The organism is Sporosarcina sp. GW1-11 (assembly GCF_033088395.1).
GTDB lineage: Bacteria > Bacillota > Bacilli > Bacillales_A > Planococcaceae > Sporosarcina.
Window position 1 is genome coordinate 130,725 of the sequence record NZ_JAPMIW010000004.1, and the last position, 21,605, is coordinate 152,329.

The 21,605-nt window shown below is 39.8% G+C and carries 20 protein-coding genes and 1 pseudogene; 20 read left to right on the forward strand and 1 reads right to left on the reverse strand.

The window, feature by feature from the left end; genetic code table 11:
* Positions 1-21 precede the first annotated feature (21 nt).
* The 6 genes from ORD22_RS04655 (at position 22) to ORD22_RS04680 (ending at position 5,765) form a co-directional block, all read left to right on the forward strand.
* Positions 22-684, forward strand: coding sequence for a FadR/GntR family transcriptional regulator (locus ORD22_RS04655; RefSeq protein WP_317644728.1), 663 nt, complete (start codon positions 22-24; stop codon positions 682-684).
* Complete coding sequence (gene accD, locus ORD22_RS04660; RefSeq protein WP_317644729.1) at positions 681-1,553, forward strand: acetyl-CoA carboxylase, carboxyltransferase subunit beta; 873 nt, start codon at positions 681-683, stop codon at positions 1,551-1,553. Before ORD22_RS04655 ends, accD begins: the two co-directional genes overlap by 4 nt.
* The gene (locus ORD22_RS04665; protein ID WP_317644730.1) at positions 1,550-2,503 is read left to right on the forward strand and encodes an acetyl-CoA carboxylase carboxyltransferase subunit alpha; all 954 of its coding nucleotides are present in this window, start codon (positions 1,550-1,552) and stop codon (positions 2,501-2,503) included. Before accD ends, ORD22_RS04665 begins: the two co-directional genes overlap by 4 nt.
* 64 nt (positions 2,504-2,567) lie before the next feature.
* Positions 2,568-3,527 carry a 6-phosphofructokinase gene (gene pfkA, locus ORD22_RS04670; protein ID WP_317644732.1) on the forward strand — a complete coding sequence of 320 codons (960 nt, stop codon included), beginning with the start codon at positions 2,568-2,570 and terminating at the stop codon, positions 3,525-3,527.
* A 38-nt stretch (positions 3,528-3,565) separates the two neighbouring features.
* Positions 3,566-5,326 (forward strand): pyruvate kinase, encoded by a 1,761-nt coding sequence (gene pyk / locus ORD22_RS04675; protein WP_317644733.1) that lies wholly within the window; start codon positions 3,566-3,568, stop codon positions 5,324-5,326.
* Positions 5,327-5,381: 55 nt separating this feature from the next.
* Positions 5,382-5,765 carry an FxsA family protein gene (locus ORD22_RS04680; RefSeq protein WP_317644735.1) on the forward strand — a complete coding sequence of 128 codons (384 nt, stop codon included), beginning with the start codon at positions 5,382-5,384 and terminating at the stop codon, positions 5,763-5,765.
* On the opposite strand, the gene ORD22_RS04685 is transcribed toward ORD22_RS04680, so the two are convergent.
* On the reverse strand, positions 5,758-6,855 hold the full coding sequence (locus tag ORD22_RS04685; protein WP_317644736.1) for an AI-2E family transporter: 1,098 nt from the start codon (positions 6,853-6,855) through the stop codon (positions 5,758-5,760). The genes ORD22_RS04680 and ORD22_RS04685 overlap by 8 nt on opposite strands.
* Before the next feature lie 51 nt (positions 6,856-6,906).
* On the opposite strand from ORD22_RS04685, the gene citZ reads away from it, so the two are divergent.
* The 14 genes and pseudogenes from citZ to ORD22_RS04755 all read left to right on the forward strand — a co-directional run.
* Positions 6,907-8,022, forward strand: a complete 1,116-nt coding sequence (gene citZ, locus ORD22_RS04690; protein WP_317644737.1) for a citrate synthase — start codon at positions 6,907-6,909, stop codon at positions 8,020-8,022.
* Positions 8,023-8,090: 68 nt separating this feature from the next.
* The gene (icd, locus tag ORD22_RS04695; protein WP_317644759.1) at positions 8,091-9,362 is read left to right on the forward strand and encodes an NADP-dependent isocitrate dehydrogenase; all 1,272 of its coding nucleotides are present in this window, start codon (positions 8,091-8,093) and stop codon (positions 9,360-9,362) included.
* A 67-nt stretch (positions 9,363-9,429) separates the two neighbouring features.
* Entirely contained in the window at positions 9,430-10,368 is a 939-nt protein-coding gene (gene mdh, locus ORD22_RS04700) for a malate dehydrogenase (protein WP_317644738.1), read from the forward strand.
* Positions 10,369-10,511: 143 nt separating this feature from the next.
* A complete protein-coding gene (locus tag ORD22_RS04705) occupies positions 10,512-10,997 on the forward strand; it encodes a MaoC/PaaZ C-terminal domain-containing protein (protein ID WP_317644739.1) in 486 nt (161 codons plus the stop codon).
* Positions 10,987-11,685, forward strand: coding sequence for a response regulator transcription factor (locus ORD22_RS04710; protein WP_317644740.1), 699 nt, complete (start codon positions 10,987-10,989; stop codon positions 11,683-11,685). The genes ORD22_RS04705 and ORD22_RS04710 overlap by 11 nt, the downstream gene beginning before the upstream one ends.
* Positions 11,686-13,098 (forward strand): two-component system histidine kinase PnpS, encoded by a 1,413-nt coding sequence (gene pnpS, locus ORD22_RS04715; RefSeq protein WP_317644742.1) that lies wholly within the window; start codon positions 11,686-11,688, stop codon positions 13,096-13,098. It abuts the gene before it with no gap.
* A gap of 66 nt (positions 13,099-13,164) precedes the next feature.
* Positions 13,165-14,142: an FtsH protease activity modulator HflK gene (gene hflK, locus ORD22_RS04720; RefSeq protein ID WP_317644744.1), complete on the forward strand. Its 978-nt coding sequence runs from the start codon at positions 13,165-13,167 to the stop codon at positions 14,140-14,142.
* Positions 14,139-15,170 carry a protease modulator HflC gene (hflC, locus tag ORD22_RS04725; protein WP_317644745.1) on the forward strand — a complete coding sequence of 344 codons (1,032 nt, stop codon included), beginning with the start codon at positions 14,139-14,141 and terminating at the stop codon, positions 15,168-15,170. Before hflK ends, hflC begins: the two co-directional genes overlap by 4 nt.
* A 216-nt stretch (positions 15,171-15,386) precedes the next feature.
* Positions 15,387-18,011, forward strand: a complete 2,625-nt coding sequence (gene polA / locus ORD22_RS04730) for a DNA polymerase I (RefSeq protein ID WP_317644746.1) — start codon at positions 15,387-15,389, stop codon at positions 18,009-18,011.
* Positions 18,012-18,021: 10 nt separating this feature from the next.
* Entirely contained in the window at positions 18,022-18,894 is an 873-nt protein-coding gene (gene mutM / locus ORD22_RS04735) for a bifunctional DNA-formamidopyrimidine glycosylase/DNA-(apurinic or apyrimidinic site) lyase (RefSeq protein ID WP_317644747.1), read from the forward strand.
* A gap of 11 nt (positions 18,895-18,905) precedes the next feature.
* Positions 18,906-19,505 (forward strand): dephospho-CoA kinase, encoded by a 600-nt coding sequence (coaE, locus tag ORD22_RS04740; protein ID WP_317644748.1) that lies wholly within the window; start codon positions 18,906-18,908, stop codon positions 19,503-19,505.
* 165 nt (positions 19,506-19,670) lie between these two features.
* Positions 19,671-20,693, forward strand: a complete 1,023-nt coding sequence (locus tag ORD22_RS04745; protein ID WP_317644749.1) for a glyceraldehyde-3-phosphate dehydrogenase — start codon at positions 19,671-19,673, stop codon at positions 20,691-20,693.
* 113 nt (positions 20,694-20,806) lie between these two features.
* Complete coding sequence (nrdR, locus tag ORD22_RS04750; protein WP_317644750.1) at positions 20,807-21,274, forward strand: transcriptional regulator NrdR; 468 nt, start codon at positions 20,807-20,809, stop codon at positions 21,272-21,274.
* 30 nt (positions 21,275-21,304) lie between these two features.
* Positions 21,305-21,605: pseudogene (locus ORD22_RS04755) on the forward strand (replication initiation and membrane attachment family protein); the annotation flags it as partial.

Below are 21,605 nucleotides of genomic sequence, written 5' to 3' on the forward strand. Positions count from 1 at the left end.
GAATGGAAAAGGAGTTCTCCAATGCAAAATTCACAATCGTCGTCCAAGAGATTTTTGGATATTATCGTAGAACTGCAATCGCTTATTAAAGAACAAAGGATTCAATACGGCGATAAACTGCCTTCCGAACGCCATTTAGCGGAGAAACTGCAGGTAAGCAGAACAGCAGTCCGTGAAGCATTGCGTAGTATGGAACTACTCGGCTTGATTGAAACAAAGCGCGGAGAAGGTACGTTTCTGTCCGATTTCAAAAAGCATCAATTAGTTGAAGTTCTCTCTACGTTCATCATGCAACAAGCACGATCTGTTCAGGACGTTGTAGAAACTAGAATGATCCACGAAAGAGCAGCCATTACAGCAGTGACGGAACAACCGGAACTGCTACTGTTGCCAGTGTGGAAGGGTATGAAAAGCAAATTAACTGAAGAGGATGCAGTTTTTTTACGTGAAGATATGGTACGCGAAACAATCATCGCTACGGAAAATCGGCTATCTTTAAAAATTTGGTTTTTACTGAAACAATACAGTGGGGTTTCTTTCGATGTCGCTATTACAGAAAAAGAAGAAATAGCAATTGTAAGCGAGTTGCTGGATGAAATGATGAAAGGTAATACAAAGCAGGCTTTAGCTTGCTATGAACAATGGATGAACCGAGTTGAGGGAGAAAGAAGGGAAATTGAATGAGTATCCGACAATTATTTAAAAAGAAATCTAAAGAAGAAATTCATACAATGACATCTAAAAAAAGTAAAAATGATGTACCTGAAGGAATTATGACTAAATGTCCGGAGTGTAAACATGTTATTTTAACAAAGGAACTTCAGAAAAATGGAAAAGTCTGTCCTTCTTGCCAACACCATTATAAAATGACAGCACAAGAACGTGTAGAACATTTATTTGATGAGGATAGTTTTGAATCGATGGACGACCATTTGAAAACGGAAAACCCACTCGATTTTCCAGGGTATACAGAAAAAGTTCAAGCAGATGCCAAAGCAACTGGTTTAAATGAAGCGGTACTGACAGGTGTCGGTCGCATTCAAGGAAGACAAGTAGCCGTCGCTATTATGGATGCGCATTTCCGCATGGGGTCAATGGGATCTGTAGTTGGTGAGAAAATTACTAGAGCTGTAGAAAAAGCAACCCAATTAGGAATACCTATGATAATTTTCTCCGCAAGCGGTGGAGCGCGGATGCAAGAAGGCGTTCTCAGTTTGATGCAAATGGCGAAAGTAAGCGTCGCTTTAGAACGTCATGCTGAAAAAGGTCTGTTATATATTTCTATAATGACCTATCCAACGACTGGTGGCGTCTCGGCTAGTTTTGCTTCTGTTGGTGATATTAATTTAGCAGAACCAAAAGCGCTTATCGGTTTCGCTGGTCGTCGTGTAATTGAACAGACTGTACGAGAAAAGCTGCCTGAAGATTTCCAAACAGCGGAGTTTTTGCTTAGCCACGGACAAGTAGATGCAGTCGTACACCGTAATGATTTGCCTAATATGCTGAGTACAGTCGTTAAGCTTCACGCAGGAAAGGAGATCAATCCAGTATGAGTAAAACACTAGCATTTGAGGAACCTATCGTGAAGTTACGTGAAAAGATTAATGAATTAGAAGAATATACGGCAATGAATGACGTAGATTTATCTTCTGAAATTATTAATTTGAAAAATCGTTTGGCCAAGTTAGAAAAAGATATTTATGAAAGCATGGAGCCGTGGGACCGCGTGCAAGTCGCTCGGCACCCTGCAAGACCGACTACGACAGATTATATTCAACGTCTGTTTGAAGACTTCATCGAGTTCCATGGTGACCGCAACTTTGGTGATGATGAAGCAATCATTGGAGGAATTGCCTCTTTCGAAGAAACACCGATTACAATTATTGGTCATCAGCGTGGTAGAGATACTAAAGAAAACGTCAGACGGAATTTTGGTATGCCCCATCCAGAAGGGTATCGCAAAGCACTTCGTTTAATGAAACAAGCGGAAAAGTTCCGCCGTCCAATTATTTGTTTTATTGATACAAAAGGTGCTTACCCTGGTAAAGCTGCAGAAGAGCGAGGACAAAGTGAAGCAATTGCACGAAACTTAGTGGAGATGGCGGGATTAAAGGTTCCTGTAATTTCTATCGTGATTGGTGAAGGCGGAAGTGGTGGTGCGCTTGCATTAGGAGTGGCAAACCATATTCATATGCTTGAAAACTCTACGTACTCCGTTATTTCTCCAGAAGGTGCCGCGTCTATTTTATGGAAAGACCCGAAGCTTGCTAAGGAGGCTGCGGAAGCGATGAAAATCACGGCACCTGATTTGAAGGGAATGAACATCATAGATGAAATCATACCAGAAGTAATGGGTGGTGCACATCGTGATCCTGGCCAGCAGGCAATGGAAATCCGTGATACATTACGAAGATCATTAAAAGTATTAGGCGAATTGACAACAGAGGAATTACTGGACAATCGCTACGAAAAGTTCCGAACAATCGGTGTGTTTTCAGAATAAAAGATGCGGGAAACCGCATCTTTTCATCCATACATATGACGTTTAACTGAAAGGAGTGGGTATCATGAAGAAAATTGCAGTATTAACTAGTGGTGGTGATGCACCCGGCATGAATGCAGCAATCCGTTCAGTTGTCAGAAAAGCAATTTTTGAAGGATTAGAAATTTCGGGTGTGTTTAATGGTTATCAAGGGTTGATTGATGGAAAGATTGAACAATTCCAGTTAGGATCAGTTGGTGATATTATTCAGCGTGGTGGAACAATTTTGCGTTCGGCTAGATGTCCTGAGTTTACTACAGAAGAAGGTCGTGACAAAGCGCTGAAACAAATTAAACTCCATGGAATAGATGGCGTTGTCGTCATAGGTGGGGACGGTTCATTCCGTGGGGCTTATGAGTTAGTCAAACTTGGTGTGCCGTGTGCATGTGTGCCTGCGACGATTGATAATGATATAAATGGCACAGAGTTTACTATCGGTTTTGATACGGCTCTTAATACAGTAGTAGAAGCGATAGATAAAATCCGTGACACGGCCACTTCACACGAACGTTCATTTATTATTGAAGTAATGGGACGCGATGCAGGCGACTTGGCATTGTGGTCAGGCCTGGGTGGCGGTGCAGAGTCGATTTTACTACCGGAGAAAGCGTTCGATGTGACATCTGTTATAGATCGTATAAAACAAAGTACCGGACGTGGAAAAAAACATAGTATTATCGTGTTGGCAGAAGGTATGATGTCCGCGCATGAACTAGCTGATATCCTTAAAAAAGAAGCTGGTGTGGATACGCGCGTGTCCATCTTAGGCCATATGCAAAGAGGGGGATCTCCTTCTGCTCGTGATCGTGTAATTGCAAGCCAATATGGTGCGCGTGCTGTGGATTCATTAATTGAAGGAAAACGAAGTGTTGCCATTGGTATGAGAAATCATAAAGTGGTAGACTATAACTTAGAAGAAGTCTTTATGAAAAGAGAAAAGTTGGACTTGTCATTACTGGATTTGGCTCAAACTTTATCCATTTAATTTGTCACAGTCTACATGACGCAGAGGAGCGATACGTAGTGAGAAAGACGAAAATAGTGTGTACAATCGGACCAGCGAGTGAATCATATGAAACGCTAGGGAAATTGATTGACGCAGGGATGAATGTGGCTCGACTAAACTTCTCCCATGGCAACCAAGATGAACATAAAGTACGGATTGAAAGAATTCGTGAAGTAGCAAAAGAAAAAGGCAAAGTCATTGGGATTTTACTTGATACGAAAGGTCCTGAAATTCGTACGCATAAAATGACAGACGGCCAAATTGAGTTAGTTAGAGGACAATCTATTGATATTTCGATGGAGGAAGTTCTAGGAACAGAAAAAGTCTTTTCAGTCACTTATGAAGAATTGATTAAGGATGTGGATCGCGGTTCATTCGTATTATTGGATGACGGATTGATTGAACTTGAAGTTACCGGAAAAGATCAAGAAAATGGTTTGATCCATACAAAAGTTATTAATGCAGGACCGTTAAAAGACAATAAAGGAGTCAACGTACCGAATGTTTCGGTTCAATTACCTGGAATTACTGATAAAGATAAGGAAGATATTTTATTTGGAATTGAACAAGGCGTAGATTTCATCGCAGCCTCCTTCGTCCGTCGTGCATCAGATGTTATGGAGATCCGTGAATTATTGGAGAAAAACAATGGCAGCAAAATCCATATCGTACCGAAGATCGAAAACCAAGAAGGTGTTGATAACTTGGATGAAATTCTTCAATTATCAGATGGATTAATGGTTGCACGTGGTGATTTAGGCGTAGAAATTCCGGCTGAAGAAGTACCTCTAGTACAAAAAATGATGATAAGAAAATGTAATCAATTTGGTAAGCCAGTTATTACCGCAACACAAATGCTGGATTCTATGCAAAGAAACCCACGACCGACACGTGCGGAATCGAGTGATGTGGCAAACGCTATTTTAGATGGTTCAGATGCAATCATGCTTTCGGGAGAAACAGCTGCAGGGTTATATCCGGTAGAATCCGTGGAAGTTATGTGTAAAATTGCATTATCTACAGAAGAGTCAATGGATTTCAAATCTGTAGTATCTACTCGTTCTAGAGAAAAAGAAGGTAACTTAACAGAGGCCATAGGACAAGCGGCTGCTTATACAGCATTAAATCTTAATGTGAAAGCAATTTTAGCACCAACAGAAAGTGGTCAAACTGCTGGTATGATCGCAAAATATAGACCTGGTGTTCCAATCATTGCAGTTACACGTTCTGAAGAGATTTGTAGTAAGTTAACATTGATTTGGGGCGTTTATCCAATAGTTGGTAAAAAGGCACTGGACATTGATGGGATTCTTCAAGAATCTGTTGAAGAAAGTGTTAAACATCAATATGTTACACATGGTGATGTTGTAATTATTACAGCAGGTGTTCCAGTAGGAAAAGCAGGGACGACTAACTTGATGAAGCTGCACGTAATAGGTGACTTAATTGGACGTGGACAAGGGATTGGTAAAAACATTGCGTTCGGCAAAGCCAAAATCATTAATTCGGCTAGAGAAGCACTATCTCTAGTAAACGAAGGTGATATTATCGTAACTCATGCGACGGATCGTGATATGTACGCAGCTCTTGAAAAGTGTGGAGGTATTATTACAGAAACTGACGGATTAACTAGTCATGCGGCAATCGTTGGACTAAGTTTAGGTATTCCTGTGATTGTAGGTGTTGAAAATATTACTTCCGTTATTAAAAATGGCAGTGATATTACGATGGATGCAGCAACTGGCGTTATTTATAACGGTCATGCAAAAGTATTGTAAAACACACGGACCGCTATTCTCATAAAGAGAGGGCGGTCTTTTTGGGGGTTTTTATATGAAATGGTTAGCAGCTCTTTTCATTATGGTTCCGACTGCTGAATTAGCACTTCTAATGGTGTCGGGTAAAACACTCGGGATCCTTCCGACAATCTTAATCATTATCGCGACGGGGATAGGTGGAGCTTATTTAGCAAAAAAGCAAGGGCTTCGAGCGTGGCGTGATCTTCAATATCGTATGGCAAATAAAGAGACACCAGGAAAAGCGCTTGTCGATAGTGTATGCATCTTATTTGGTGGGTTACTTCTATTAATGCCAGGGTTTTTGACAGATCTAGTCGGCTTTTTATTGTTGTTTAGTGGCCCGCGCAAACTACTCTATCCATTTATTGTGAAATGGCTGTATAATAAGATGAGAGGTGGTCAAATACGCGTCATGTAAAAGTTGGATGTTCTTTTACTTTCAATGCAAGAAATAGAAAGAATGGTAAGAACAACACGCCATATAGACCGAACAAGTAAACAGCGCAGGCAGTGATTAGAAACGAATGGACCGTACGTAATTTAAAAGTGTGCGCCCATAAATATGATTCGACCAATTGTCGTATAATAAGTAAAATAATGTATAAAATTAACAGTCCGATAGCTAACTGTAAGTGCTCGATGTAAAATGTAAACGCAATCATCGGTAAAAAAACAAGTCCGATGCCTAAAAAAGGTATACTATCGATTAAAGAAATTAAAAATGCTTTTGTGAGGTAAGACTCAAAATTCAATAACCAGAATCCAAAGCTCATAAGAATAAAGGTAATAAAAAATAACCGAATTTGGACCGAGAAGAAATGCCCCATCAAGCGACTTGCCTTTGAAAATATACGCTTAGCGGCTGGTCTGAAGCTTTTAGGGAAATATACTAAAAACCAAAAACGATTCATTGCGCTTTCGCGTAAGGCGAAAAAAAACGCGATGATAAACATGAAGGTACTAAATAATTGTTGGAAGATTTTTTGGAAGAAACTGATGAAACCTTCTACTGCATCATGACTTGATTGGATGAAACTTTCGGCTACATCATTTACATTCCAGCCCTTCACATCTACTATCTCTAAAATTAAAACGAGCTGATCTTCTATCGTCCAAATAACGGAAATAAATCCGTTGATCAGTAAGAATATAAACGCATATAACAAAAATAACAGCATGGCCATGACGACTAAAGTCGCTAAAAATGCAGGTAGTCTAGTAAGTGAAATTAAAGAATTTACTAGAGGAGCCGCAAAAAAAGCTAAAATTATTGCGAATCCGACAGGTGGAATTATGAATATGAAAAGTATAATGAATAACGCGGGTAACCATTGACGTGAGTAGGTTTGTAAACGTTTTGAGTCGATGGGGAACATATATGTTTGTCCATTCCTTTCGAATAAATATAAATAAAAAACACCTTTACCATTCACAAAACCGTAAAAGTTGCTTATAATGAATTTTGTAAGCGTTTTTAGATAAAAATATAATAAGCAGATGGCCGTCATTCTCACCTAGCTTCTGTGGGATGGCCAGACTGGGAAGAAGGAGAGAATATCATGACAGCAACAAAAGGATTGGAAGGTATCGTTGCAGCACAAACTCAAATCAGCTCTATTATCGATGACACACTTGCATATGTAGGTTATGGCATCGACGATTTGACTGATAATGCTAGTTTTGAAGAGGTTGTTTATCTTCTGTGGCATAAGCGTCTACCAAACAAAAGCGAACTTGCTGAACTTAAGCAGCAGCTAGAAGATAATGCAGAAATTCCACAAGGGGTAATTGATCACTTCAAAACATATCCAATCGACAAAGTGCATCCAATGGCAGCACTTCGTTCAGCGGTATCACTTCTAGGATTATATGATGATAAAGCTGAGGATATGTCACCAGAAGAGAACTATAATAAAGCGATTAAGCTTCAAGCTAAAGTTGCTACAGTTGTAACTGCTTTCGCGCGTATCAGAAAAGGTCAAGAGCCAGTAGCACCTAAAAAAGGTCTAAGCTATGCGGCGAATTTCCTTTACATGCTTTCTGGGGAAGAGCCTGCTGATATCGCTGAAGAAGCATTCAACAAAGCACTTGTTTTACACGCAGACCACGAGTTAAATGCATCTACGTTCACTGCACGTGTTTGTGTAGCTACGCTTTCTGACATGTATTCAGGTGTAACTGCTGCAATTGGAGCTCTTAAAGGGCCACTTCACGGTGGTGCGAACGAAGCAGTTATGAATATGCTCATCGAAATCGGCGACGAAGATAATGTTGAGCCGTATATTCGCGAAAAACTCGATAACAAAGAAAAAATCATGGGCTTTGGTCATCGTGTATACCGCTCTGGCGATCCACGTGCAAAGCATTTACGCGAAATGTCTAAAAAGTTAACTGCTCTTCGTGGTGAAGAAAAGTACTACAATATGTCTGAAAAAATCGAAGCAATTGTAACAGGCGAAAAGAAATTGCCGCCAAATGTTGATTTCTACTCCGCTTCGGTATATCATTCATTAGACATCGATCATGATATTTTCACACCTATTTTTGCAGTTTCTCGTTTCTCAGGATGGATTGCACATATTCTTGAGCAATACGAAAACAACCGCTTGATCCGTCCACGTGCTGAGTACGTAGGGCCAGGCATGCAGAAGTATGTCCCAATCAATGAACGATAAAAACTAGTAAATTCGTGGGGCGGTATCTCGTATACCGGCCCACTGATTTTGAAATCAGGAGGATATCAATAATGGCTAATGATGGAAAGATTACAGTAACTAACGGTGTTTTAAACGTCCCAGATCACGCAACGATTCCTTTCATTATAGGCGATGGAACAGGCCCAGATATTTGGAACGCAGCTTCACGAGTAATTGAAGCAGCTGTAGAAAAGGCTTATAACGGAGAAAAGAAAATTAATTGGCTTGAAGTTCTTGCGGGAGAAAAGGCATTCAACGAAACAGGTGATTGGCTTCCGAAAGAAACTCTTGAAAAAATTGATGAGTATCTAATTGCGATTAAAGGACCTCTTACAACACCTATCGGTGGAGGATTCCGTTCATTGAACGTAGCATTACGTCAAGAACTTGATCTATACACTTGCTTACGTCCGGTTCGCTATTTCGAAGGAGTACCTTCACCTGTGAAACGTCCTGAGGATTGTGACATGGTTATTTTCCGTGAAAATACAGAAGATATCTATGCTGGAATCGAGTACCAAAAAGGTACTGACGAAGCGAAAAAATTAGTTAACTTCCTTCAAACAGAGCTTGGAGTTAAAAATATTCGTTTCCCTGAAACTTCAGGTCTTGGTATCAAACCTATTTCAGAAGAAGGTACAAAGCGTATTGTACGTGCTGCTTTGAAGTATGCAATCGATGAAGGTCGTAAATCTTTAACGATCGTACACAAAGGTAACATCATGAAGTTCACAGAAGGCGCATTCGCAAACTGGGGATATGAGTTGGCTGAAGAAGAGTTCGGCGACAAAGTATTCACATGGAAAGAATACGACCGTATTAAAGATGCTGAAGGTTCAGATGCTGCAAATAAAGCGCAGTCTGATGCAGAAGCTGCTGGCAAAGTCATCGTTAAAGATGCAATTGCAGACATCTTCTTGCAACAAATTTTGACACGTCCAAAAGAGTTCGATGTAGTAGTTACAATGAACTTAAATGGTGACTATATTTCAGATGCACTAGCTGCACAAGTTGGTGGAATTGGAATCGCACCAGGAGCGAACATTAACTACGAAACTGGACATGCAATTTTTGAAGCAACACACGGTACTGCACCAAAATACGCTGGATTGGATAAAGTTAACCCTTCATCTGTACTTCTTTCAGGCGTTATGATGCTTGAGCATCTAGGGTGGAAAGAAGCTGCTAATCTAATCACTGCTTCTATTGAGAAAACTATTGCGTCTAAAGTTGTAACGTATGACTTTGCACGTTTAATGGACAATGCAACAGAAGTTAAAGCATCTGGATTCGCTGATGCGTTAATCGAAAATCTATAAGATTTAAGTTGGAGGGGGAATATTCCTCCTCTTTCTATTATACTGTTTTGGAAAAGGAGAGTTTTACATGTCATTGAAGCGCAAAAAAGTATCGGTTATCGGATCTGGTTTTACTGGAGCAACAACTGCATTTCTTTTAGCTCAAAAAGAACTTTGTGATGTCGTTATTGTTGATATTCCACCAATGGAAAATCCGACAAAAGGCAAAGCTTTGGACATGTTGGAAGCTGGGCCAGTTCAGGGGTTCGATGCGAACATTATAGGTACTTCTAACTATGAGGATACAAAAGATTCAGATGTAGTCGTTATTACAGCGGGCATTGCACGTAAACCAGGAATGAGCCGTGATGACTTAGTTCAAACGAATCAAAAAGTAATGAAATCGGTAACAGCTGAAATCGTCAAGTATTCTCCAGACACAAAAATCATCGTATTAACAAATCCAGTAGATGCGATGACGTACACAGTATATAAAGAGTCAGGTTTTCCGAAAGAGCGCGTCATTGGTCAGTCGGGCGTACTTGATACAGCGCGTTTCCGTACGTTTGTAGCGCAAGAGTTGAACCTATCAGTGAAAGACGTAACAGGGTTCGTTCTAGGCGGTCACGGTGATGATATGGTGCCTTTAGTGCGCTATTCAACAGCAGGTGGAGTTCCATTAGAGAACTTGATTTCTGCAGGTCGTATAGAAGAAATCGTCGACCGTACACGTAAAGGTGGAGCTGAAATCGTCAATCTACTAGGAAATGGTTCTGCTTACTATGCTCCTGCTGCTGCATTGGTAGAAATGACTGAAGCAATCCTAAAAGATCAAAAACGTGTATTGCCATCTATCGCTTACCTTGAAGGCGAATATGGCATGGAAGGTATTTATTTAGGTGTGCCTACAGTTTTAGGCGCGGGCGGTATTGAGAAAATCATAGAACTTGAGTTAACTGATGATGAAAAAATAGATTTAGAGAAGTCTGCGGATTCCGTGCGTGCAGTAATGAATGTTCTTGCATAAAGAATGAAAACTAAGACGAGTAGCCTTGTGCTGCTCGTTTTTTATCGTTGCTCGATTTTTCGTGAATTGATTGCTATAATTCATGTAATAAATAAACATTTTGCATGTATTAGATTGTCAAACAGATATAGGGAGGGATTTTTTTGTTGAAGAGTAAACGAAAGCAGATGGGTAAAGATATTTCGAAGCTAGTAGTAGGAGAGAAAATTAACCTTACGGAGAAAATAGAAGACAAGGACTTGATGCTTTACCTCGGACTTACAAACGATGCGAATCCGCTGTATCTCCAGCATGACTATGCAGCTGAAACGATTTACGGACAACCAATTGTGCCACCTATTATGCTCACGGGTATCGTGACTGCAGCGATTTCCAAGCATTTACCTGGACCGGGTGCGCACATTATTAACCAACAACTACACTTTCCAAAGCCAGTGTATCATTATGCAATTGTTGATTTCACATTGGAAATTACGAAGTTAGATTACTCTACTAATCAAGTGACAATCCAAGTGAATGCGATAGATGAAGAAGGCGAGCGCGTAATGAGTGGGGAACTGGTTGTCAATGCGCCTCAAAAGCCAGTCACTGAAAAATCGAATCAAAAGGAAGATACTAATGGAGAATAAGCAAAAAATTTTAATTGTTGAAGATGAACAATCTATTCAAAAACTATTGAAATTTACGCTAGAGCAAGCAAATTATCTTACTGTGCTTGCAAGTGATGGTGAACAGGCAATTCAACTCGTTTTAGACGAGACACCGGATTTGATCATTTTGGACTTAATGTTGCCGAAAATCGATGGCATTGAAGTATGCAAAATGCTGCGTAAACAAGATATCGAAACACCGATTATTATGCTGACCGCTAAAGGCGAAGAAATGGATAAAATCATCGGCCTGGAGATGGGTGCAGATGATTACATGACAAAGCCTTTTAGTCCACGTGAAGTTACGGCTCGTGTGAAAGCAGTCCTAAGACGTTCTGGTGAAAAAACTTCTCAAACAGAAAGTGTATTAAAGACTGGACAACTGGTCGTATATCCTGAGCGATTTGAAGTTTATTTAAACGAAAGGCAATTAGAATTTACCCGCAAAGAGTTTGATTTGCTCGTGTATTTTATGAGACATCTTAATCGGGTGCTTACACGCGATCAACTACTTCAAGCGGTCTGGAATTATGATTTTGCAGGGGATACAAGAATCGTTGATGTTCATGTTAGTCATTTGCGGGACAAGATTGAAGAAAATACGAGAAAACCTCGGTATATCAAAACAATGAGAGGGGTCGGCTATAAGTTTGAGGGACAAATCTAAATGAAAAATTACTATTCAAGTTTACTAACTACTTCAGGAATAATCCTATCTATATTATTAATTGTATTAGGAATCATTTTAGGGCAATTTTTCCACTTATTTGCTGAGGATGTGGACCCAATTATTCAACAGACATATTGGGTGTTTCTTTTATTTACACTAGTTTTAGTATTTATTGTCATGATGTTTGTTATGTCGAAACTACTTCAGCAGTACGTTCAACCGATTGATCATTTTATGGGAGTTACCTACCAATTGGCTCAAGGTAACTACTTAGCGCGAGCGCAAATTGATGACGGACGTATGAATCAGCAATTAACGATAGCAATCAATCAAATCGCACGGAACCTTCAAGAGAATTCGATTTTACGTGAAATGGAAGCAGAGCGTCTGAAGACGTTGGTCAGTAGTATCGGTAGTAGTCTTCTAATGTTTGGACGTTCAGGTGCTGTCAATCTTGTAAATAAAGTGTTTGAGGAAACTTTTCATCGAAAAGGTGAAGACTTGATGGGGAGAACATATAAAGATATTGGGCTTCCAGAAGATATTGAAATAGAAATTGAGCAGATTTTCTTAACAGAAGAAGTGCGCTCGTTTCAATCCAAGGTCTATTTAGAGAATGATATTTGCCATCTTGAAGTATACGGAGCGCCAGTTATCGGAGAAAATGGCAATTGGCTAGGGATTGTAATTATCATGCATGATATAACAAAAATGATCCGGCTGGAACAAGTACGTAAAGATTTCGTGGCGAATGTTTCACATGAACTAAAAACACCTATCACATCTATCAAAGGATTTTCTGAAATGTTATTGGATGGCGCGGTGGAAGATCCTGTGATACAGCGTGAATTCTATGAAATTATGTATAAAGAGAGTAATCGTTTACAGTTATTGATTGAAGACTTACTACGTTTATCCAGTATGGAACGAGGAAGTTTTGAAATCATTAGGACGCGAGTAGATTTAATAGATATCGTGCAGCAATCACTACAAATTGTCAGAACAAAGCTTCAAGAGAAAAACATGGAAGTAGTACAAAATATGCCAGAATGCTTGATGATTTCTGCAGACCATGACCGATTGGTGCAAGTGATGGTGAACTTATTACACAATGCTATTGCGTATTCCCAAGAAGAAACCGTCATAACTGTCGCTGTTGAGAAAGTGAAAGATTTTGTTCATATTACTGTCAGCGATCAAGGGATTGGTATGACGTCAGATGAGTTACCAAGGTTATTTGAACGTTTTTATCGCATTGATCGTGCCAGAAGTAGAGAGTCTGGTGGGACAGGTCTTGGTTTAGCTATTGTTAAACATATTGTAGAAGCGCATCATGGTACAGTTTCAGTTGAAAGTGAGTTAGGGGTTGGAACAGTCTTTCATGTTCACCTACCAAGAGATGAGGAATAAATGATTGAAACTTATTCCCCTCCTGCTCCGTATAGTAACTATACATAAGAAAAGGGAGGAACAACTATGGGAACAAAACGGATCCTGGTGACGCTAGGACTAGCGATTGCGGGATTATTACTTTTATTGATTGCTTTCACGACTTGGTACACTGTGGATGAATCCGAACAAGCGGTTGTGATTTCATTCGGGCAAGCGGGGGCACCAGTTACTGATTCGGGTCTACATTTTAAATTGCCTTGGCCTATTCAAAAGGCGGAAATCTTATCGAAGGAAACGTACAGTATTCATTTCGGTTATAAACAAGATAAAACCGGAGAGGTTGTCGATAAGGAAACAAAAATGATCACAGGGGACGAATACATCGTGCTCACCGATCTAACCGTCCAATGGCGAATTGTAGATCCGAAAAAATATTTATTTAACGCGGAAGAGCCAATTGAAATTTTACGTGACGCGGCTTCTGCTTCTATCCGCTCTGTTATCGGAAGCTCAACGATTGATGCTGCTTTGACAGATGGAAAAGCCGAAATTGAAGCGAAAACACGAGATTTATTAACTAGCTTAGTAGAGAAGTATGATGTAGGGATCGCTGTCCAAGGCGTTAAACTACAAGACGTAGAATTGCCAAATTCTGAAGTACGTGCGGCATTTACAGCAGTAACGGATGCGCGTGAAACAAAAAACACGAAAATTAACGAAGCAAAAAAGTATGAAAATCAAAAGAAAAATGAGGCGATCGGTGAACGTGATGCGATCAAATCACAAGCACAAGGTAGAAAAACTGCTCGTATTGAACAAGCGCGAGGTGATGTAGCGTTATTCAGTGATTTATATACGGAATACGCGAAAAATAAAGAAATTACAAGAGAGCGTTTAATCTTGGAGACGCTAGAACAAGTTCTTCCTAAAGCTAATCTCTACATCATGAATGATAGTGGAGAAACGATGAAATATTTACCAATCCAACAACTACAGAAAACACAAAATCAAGATTCAACAGGATCGGAAAAGTCTACTGAGAAAGGAGAGAAAGCGTCATGAGTAATGAACAGAATCCTTTCAAAAAGATAGAAGAAGCATTGAAGAAGATGGGTGAAACGGAACAAGAGAAACAAAAGAGATCTTCGGAGAAAGAACCTGGACCGGAATCGAAAGTGTATCCTATCAAACCTAAGAGAACAATTGATGTGAAACGCTATACAAAGTTAATCATTATGTTGACGGTAGCATTCGCAATCATTGTAATTCTGTTGTCTAACTTATACATCGTTAAAGAGAACGAATACCGTGTCGTTCGTCAATTTGGAGAAATTAAGCGGATTGTTCAGGAACCAGGAATTAATATAAAAATTCCATTCATCCAAAGTATTTCAACGCTACCTAAAAATCAAATGACGTATAACGTATCAGAAGCGGAAATTACTACGAAAGACAAAAAACGAATTACTATTGATAATTATGCAGTGTGGCGGATTGCAGATCCATCGAAAATGATTTCCAATGCTCGAAATATTGTCAATGCAGAAGCACGTATGGAAGAATTCATCTATTCAGTAGTACGTAATGAAATGGGTAAGTTGAACTACGTCGATGTTGTAAATGATGAAGATTCTTCTCGCGGTAGCTTGAATGATCGTGTAACGGAAAAAGTCAATAAGTTCTTAGATGATGGAAATTATGGAATTGAAGTAGTAGATGTTCGTATGAAACGTATCGATTTACCAGAAGAAAACGAGCAATCTATTTACACACGAATGATTTCCGAACGTCAATCGACGGCGCAATCCTATTTGTCAGAAGGGGATGCCGAAAAGCGTAAGATCGAAGCGGAAACAGATCGTGAAGTACAAGAGATGCTAGCTAAAGCAAAAAAGGAAGCCGCTCTCGTCACAGCACAAGGTGAGGCTGAAGCCGCTAAAATTTATAACAATGCATTTGCTAAAGACCCAGAGTTCTATAAGTTGTACAGAACGCTACAGTCATATTCTAAAGTAGTGGATGATGAAACGATGATCATACTTCCAGCAGATTCACCATATGCCAAGCTATTAACTGGCTCGATACAATAATCAAAAGTGCGCCATTTTCACTTATAGTTGCCTACATGGTAAACTATTAGTGAAAATGGTTTTTTTATTTATATAAAAGTGGAAAGCGCCGTTCAGACTGAAGATGTACAATAAAGGGGTTCTATGCTTGTACTGGACGTCTGAAATGATCTGCAAGTGCGCTTGTAGCTTAGAAATACAAGAGTTTGTTAGTAGTATAAAGGAGTGGAATGGATTGTGACGAAGAAGAAAATTGTTTTACTTGACGGTAATAGCTTAGCGTATCGAGCATTCTTTGCTTTGCCCTTATTGACAAATGATAAAGGGATTCACACGAATGCAGTCTATGGATTTACGATGATGCTTGAAAATATTTTGATAAATGAAAAACCGACGCATGTATTAGTTGCGTGGGATGCGGGGAAGACGACATTTCGTCATAGTACGTTTACTGAATACAAAGGTGGACGCCAAAAAACGCCACCTGAACTATCGGAACAATTCCCATATATTCGTAAACTGGTTGAAGCTTTCGGCATTACACAATACGAACTTGATCAGTATGAAGCGGATGATATCATTGGCACATTGAGCAGGGAATCTAGTGAAGAAAACGCGCAAGTTGTTGTAATTTCTGGAGATAAGGACTTGACTCAACTTGCGAACGAACAAACGACAGTGTGCATTACAAGAAAAGGAATTACGGATCTTGAACTATACACACCGGAACATATAGAGGAAAAATACGGTATCACGCCATTACAAATTATTGACATGAAAGGGTTAATGGGGGATGCGTCCGACAACATTCCAGGCGTTCCCGGGATTGGCGAGAAGACCGCGCTTAAGCTATTGAAGGAATATGGGTCAGTAGAAAATGTGTATGAATCGATTGATCAGATTACAGCTAAGAAAATGAAAGAAAACTTAGTGACGAATAAGGAACAGGCATTTATGAGTAAGAAGTTAGCAACGATTGAAGTGAATGCGCCAGTAGAAGTTGCTGTCCAAGACATTGAGTATGCAGGGAAAAATGAAGAAGAAGTTATTCAACTGTACAAAGACTTACAGTTTAACTCGCTTTTAGAAAAATTAGATGTAAAAGTGGAAGTACAACCACTTGAAGAAATTGAAATTCAAGTGGTTGAAGAAGTGACGGAAGATTTATTAACAGACACGATGTCACTTCATATAGAAATAGATGGCGATAATTATTTATCCGCAGATATTTTAGGGCTTGGCTTATCAAATGAACGCCACACGTATTTTATTTCTACAGAAACGGCAAAGTCTTCTACTGTGCTGAAAGAGTGGCTAGCCAATCATGCGACATTGAAGTATGCATCTGATTCGAAATCCGCTTACGCAGCGATTGCGAGACTTGGTATGGAACTTAATGGGGCGGATTTCGACTTGATGCTGGCAGCGTATATTGTCAACCCGTCGTTCTCTACAGGCGAAGTATCGGAAATTGCACGTTCATTTGGCTATCATGGCGTGAAAAGTGATGAAGAGATTTACGGCAAAGGAGCGAAACGTGCACTTCCTGCGTCAGACCTATTGGCAGATCATGTGGCGCGTAAAGCACATGCCATATGGGAGTTACATCCGATCGTTTCCAAACGGCTAGAAGAGAATGAGCAGCGAGAGTTATTTCATGAACTAGAATTACCGTTAGCGAAAATCTTGGGCAAGATGGAAGTGGCCGGGGTCAAAACAGACTTAGATGTGCTTCAAACGATTGGTAAGCAATTGACGGAACGACTGGAATTAATTGAAAAAGATATTTACGAAATGGCCGGTGAGAAATTTAATATAAATTCACCTAAACAACTAGGAGTCATTTTGTTTGAGAAAATCGGCTTAACTCCAATTAAAAAAACAAAAACGGGCTATTCGACGGCTGCGGATGTTTTAGAAAAGCTTGAAAGCGAACATGAAATCATTCGATATATTTTATTGTATCGTCAACTTGGTAAGCTGAATTCTACGTATATCGAAGGGTTATCAAAAGAAATTCATGAAGATGGTAAAATTCATACTCGATTCCAGCAAGCGTTGACGCAAACAGGTCGCTTAAGCTCGATTAATCCGAACTTGCAAAACATCCCGATTCGCTTAGAAGAAGGACGTAAAATACGTGCAGCCTTCGTCCCGTCCGAGCCGGAATGGATTATGTTTGCTGCGGACTACTCTCAGATTGAATTACGTGTGCTGGCACATATTTCTCAAGATGAAAAACTAATAGAGGCATTCCGTCAAGGGGCAGATATCCACACGAAGACGGCAATGGATGTCTTTGGTGTCACAGAAGATGAAGTGGATAGCGATATGCGTCGTGCAGCTAAAGCTGTAAACTTTGGAATTGTCTACGGTATTAGTGATTATGGTTTATCACAAAGCTTGAATATTACCCGAAAAGAAGCGGGTGAATTCATCGATACGTATTTGGCTAGTTTCCCGGGTGTTAAACAATATATGGATGACAGCATTATGGTTGCTAAGCAAAAGGGCTATGTCACGACATTGCTTAATCGTCGCCGGTACTTACCTGATATTACGAGTTCAAACTTTAATTTGCGTAGCTTCGCGGAACGAACAGCGATGAATACGCCTATTCAAGGGACGGCTGCAGATATCATTAAACAAGCGATGATTGATATGGATGCACGGCTTGCGAAAGAAAACTTGCGCGCGCGTATGCTATTGCAAGTGCATGATGAATTGATTTTCGAAGCACCTATAGAAGAATTAGAAAAATTAAAAGAAATCGTACCGGAAGTCATGGAACAAACGATTCAATTAGACGTGCCGTTAAAAGTCGATTGGAATTACGGCAAATCATGGTACGAAACGAAGTGAGTGATGATACATGCCAGAACTACCTGAAGTAGAAGGGGTGGTGCGAGATCTTGCACCACTTGTAGAAGGACGTACGATTAAACAACTATCTGTCTCAGATACCGTTGTGACTTCAAAGTTAGCAGGAAAAGAAACGATTATAAAAGGAAAAACGGTGGATGACTTTCTTCGAGGTTTGGAGAAAATGCAAATTTCGAAGATTGTTCGTCGCAGTAAATATATTTATTTTCATTTGCAAAAAGGAGATCAACCACATTTGCTTGTCAGCCATTTAGGCATGACAGGCGCGTGGTTTGTCGTAGATTCTCCCGATGATATCACAGAAGAGAAGTTTCGTAAGCACGCGCATGTGTTTTTGGAGATGGAAGATGGCGGATTACTCGTTTATTCGGATATTCGCAGATTCGGGGAGATGCGTTTATTACAGTCCGAAGAAGATTTTCCACCGTTACTTGAGATGGCGCCGGAACCATTTTCAGATCAAGCGCTGAATCATTTTCTTGAAATGGCGCAATCTCCGAAGTATAAAGGCAAAGCGATTAAAGAGGTAATTATGGATGGCAAAGTCATTTCTGGTTGCGGTAATATTTATGCAACTGAAGCTTTGTTTCATATGAAAATCCATCCAGCGCGTACCGCTGAACGAATTAGCAGGAAACGAAAAGTTTTATTATTTCAAGAAATCGTCCGTGTATTGCAGGAAAGTATTGACGCAGGTGGTAGTACCATTTCAGATTATCGTTCGGTTAACGGGAACGCGGGAACGATGCAAGACCGTTTACATATGTACGGTAAAAAAGTTTGTACATCTTGCGGAAAACTAACAAAAAGTAAGCAAATTGCAGGTAGAACATCTGTCTATTGCTCTACTTGCCAAAAATGAGGAGGGAAAACATGATCATTGGATTGACCGGCAGTATTGCAAGTGGCAAAAGTACAGTAGCTACTATGTTGCGTGAAATGGGGTACCCAATTGTTGATGCGGATGTCATCGCGCGCCAAGTAGTGGAGCCCGGTAGCCCTTTGCTTTTGGAGATTGAAAAAGTGTTTGGAGCATCTGTCATACAAGAAGATGGATCACTTCATCGTGAAAACTTGGGCGCAATCATCTTCAACGACGAAACAAAACGTCGCCAATTAAATGAACTAATGCATCCTGCTATAAGAAGTCAGATGGTAAGCCAAAAAGATCAGTATTTGGAGCAAGAATTTGAAACTGTTATTTTGGACATCCCTCTGCTATTTGAAAGTCAGTTACACTCTTATGTTGAAAAAATACTCGTTGTTTCCGTCACGAAAGAAGTGCAAAAGCAACGATTGATCGCTAGAAATAAATTAACTGAACAAGAAGCGGATGCGCGGATCGCTTCGCAGCTAGACATGAGTAGTAAAGAACAAGGTGCAGACGCGGTTATCTATAATAATGGAACGATAGAAGAAACGGAAAAACAATTAGTAGAAATCCTTGAGAAATGGCAAGCATCTCCTCGCTAATCATTTTTCTGGTGACCGATTTCGACAATTATAGCTAAGTTATGTCTTTCAAAGGATGAAAACACAAAAAAAATTAGTAATAGTGTTGGCTTAACCGAAAAATGTGTTATACTAATCAACGATTAAACATAAAAAGTATAACCTACATGCAGGAGGATCCCTTACATGACTACTACAATTGCGATTAACGGACTCGGCCGTATTGGACGGATGGTATTCCGTCAGATTATTAAAGAAGACGATGTTAATTTAGTTGCGGTAAACGCGACATATCCAGCAGAAACTATTGCACACCTATTAAAATACGACTCAACCCACGGTGTTTTTGATGGTGATATTCAAACAGAAGAAGATGCGATTATCGTAGACGGTAAACGTGTTCAACTTATTACACAACGTGATCCATCTAAACTACCATGGAAAGAACTTGGCGTTGATATTGTAATTGAATCAACAGGAGTATTCAATTCACGAGAAAAAGCAGCACTTCACTTAGAGTCAGGAGCTAAGAAAGTTATCTTAACTGCTCCAGGTAAAAATGAAGATGTTACAGTCGTTCTAGGTGTAAACGATGATACACTAGACATCGACAAACATAGTGTTATTTCTAATGCTAGCTGCACAACGAACTGCTTAGCACCAGTAGCAAAAATATTGAACGATGAGTTCGGTATTGTTAATGGTCTAATGACGACAGTACATGCTTACACGAATGACCAGAAAAACTTGGATAATCCGCATAAAGATTTGCGTCGTGCGCGTTCGTGCGGCGAATCGATTATTCCAACTTCAACTGGTGCTGCAAAAGCGTTAGCATTAGTACTTCCAGAACTAGAAGGAAAGATTCACGGTTTGGCATTACGTATTCCAACACCGAACGTTTCTCTTGTCGATCTAGTTGTCGACGTAGAAAAAGACGTTACTGTAGAAGAAGTAAACAATGCATTCAAAAAAGCAGCAGAAGGCTCTTTAAAAGGAATCGTTCGTTTCACTATGGAGCCACTTGTTTCTATCGACTTCAACACGACAACTGAATCTGCAACAGTTGACGGTCTATCTACTATTGTAATGGGTAATCGCAAAATCAAAGTACTTGCTTGGTATGACAATGAATGGGGCTATTCAGCACGTGTTGTTGAGTTGACTAAAAAAGTTGCTGTAGCTTTAAATAATAAAGTAACTTCGTAATGTAAAAAACACTTCACTCTAACAGGTGAAGTGTTTTTCGTTGTCGTGAAGTTGTTGTATAGCTAGATTCTGTTATAATGAAAGGTACCAATGAAAATGCGGAGGAACAGACTATGTTATGTCCAGCTTGTCACTACAATGGAACACGTGTTATTGATTCACGTCCGGCGGAAGAAAATCGCTCAATTCGAAGAAGACGTGAATGTGAAAAATGTAGCTATCGTTTTACGACGTTTGAAAAAGTTGAACATTCTCCATTAATCGTCGTTAAGAAAGATACGACACGCGAGGAGTTCAGCAGTGAAAAGTTACTTCGGGGCTTGATTCGCGCTTGTGAAAAGCGGGCAGTTCCTATTGAAAAATTGAAAGATATTGTCATATCTATCGAAAAAGAACTTAGAAGTTCAGGGGTTGTCGAAATAGACTCTGATCAAGTCGGTGAAATGGTGATGGAGAGATTAGTTGATGTAGATGAAGTCGCTTACGTTCGTTTTGCATCAGTTTATCGCCAGTATAAAGATATTACGGTATTTATAGATGAATTAAAACAGTTACAAAATAGAAAAGATCGACAAGAGTAAGGCGTTTTGCCAGAAAGGAAGGCATTTATCATGCTATATACAGAATTGCAGCCGGTCGATTCCTTTCGAGTGAAATTAACGCATCCATTTTCATCATATGATCGGCAAATGCTCACATTGTTTTACCAACCTCTGATTGGTTCAGAAGCCGTAAGTCTGTTTTTGACTTTATGGACGGATGCTGAAAATACAGAACCTCAAGAGCACTCACACTACTATTTGATGAATATTTTATCTTTTTCCCTACAGCCGATTTTCCAAGCACGAATCACATTAGAGGCGATTGGACTGTTGCGTACATATAAATTGAAAGACGTCGGGGAGAAGCGAT

What these genes read in the sequence shown, in the direction of transcription:
- ORD22_RS04655 (WP_317644728.1), top strand. Translation starts at nt 22, where the DNA reads ATGCAAAATTCACAATCGTCGTCCAAGAGATTTTTGGATATTATCGTA.
- accD (WP_317644729.1), top strand. Translation starts at nt 681, where the DNA reads ATGAGTATCCGACAATTATTTAAAAAGAAATCTAAAGAAGAAATTCAT.
- ORD22_RS04665 (WP_317644730.1), top strand. Translation starts at nt 1,550, where the DNA reads ATGAGTAAAACACTAGCATTTGAGGAACCTATCGTGAAGTTACGTGAA.
- pfkA (WP_317644732.1), top strand. Translation starts at nt 2,568, where the DNA reads ATGAAGAAAATTGCAGTATTAACTAGTGGTGGTGATGCACCCGGCATG.
- ORD22_RS04680 (WP_317644735.1), top strand. Translation starts at nt 5,382, where the DNA reads ATGAAATGGTTAGCAGCTCTTTTCATTATGGTTCCGACTGCTGAATTA.
- ORD22_RS04685 (WP_317644736.1), bottom strand. Translation starts at nt 6,855, where the DNA reads ATGACGGCCATCTGCTTATTATATTTTTATCTAAAAACGCTTACAAAA.
- citZ (WP_317644737.1), top strand. Translation starts at nt 6,907, where the DNA reads ATGACAGCAACAAAAGGATTGGAAGGTATCGTTGCAGCACAAACTCAA.
- mdh (WP_317644738.1), top strand. Translation starts at nt 9,430, where the DNA reads ATGTCATTGAAGCGCAAAAAAGTATCGGTTATCGGATCTGGTTTTACT.
- ORD22_RS04710 (WP_317644740.1), top strand. Translation starts at nt 10,987, where the DNA reads ATGGAGAATAAGCAAAAAATTTTAATTGTTGAAGATGAACAATCTATT.
- pnpS (WP_317644742.1), top strand. Translation starts at nt 11,686, where the DNA reads ATGAAAAATTACTATTCAAGTTTACTAACTACTTCAGGAATAATCCTA.
- hflK (WP_317644744.1), top strand. Translation starts at nt 13,165, where the DNA reads ATGGGAACAAAACGGATCCTGGTGACGCTAGGACTAGCGATTGCGGGA.
- hflC (WP_317644745.1), top strand. Translation starts at nt 14,139, where the DNA reads ATGAGTAATGAACAGAATCCTTTCAAAAAGATAGAAGAAGCATTGAAG.
- mutM (WP_317644747.1), top strand. Translation starts at nt 18,022, where the DNA reads ATGCCAGAACTACCTGAAGTAGAAGGGGTGGTGCGAGATCTTGCACCA.
- coaE (WP_317644748.1), top strand. Translation starts at nt 18,906, where the DNA reads ATGATCATTGGATTGACCGGCAGTATTGCAAGTGGCAAAAGTACAGTA.
- ORD22_RS04745 (WP_317644749.1), top strand. Translation starts at nt 19,671, where the DNA reads ATGACTACTACAATTGCGATTAACGGACTCGGCCGTATTGGACGGATG.
- nrdR (WP_317644750.1), top strand. Translation starts at nt 20,807, where the DNA reads ATGTTATGTCCAGCTTGTCACTACAATGGAACACGTGTTATTGATTCA.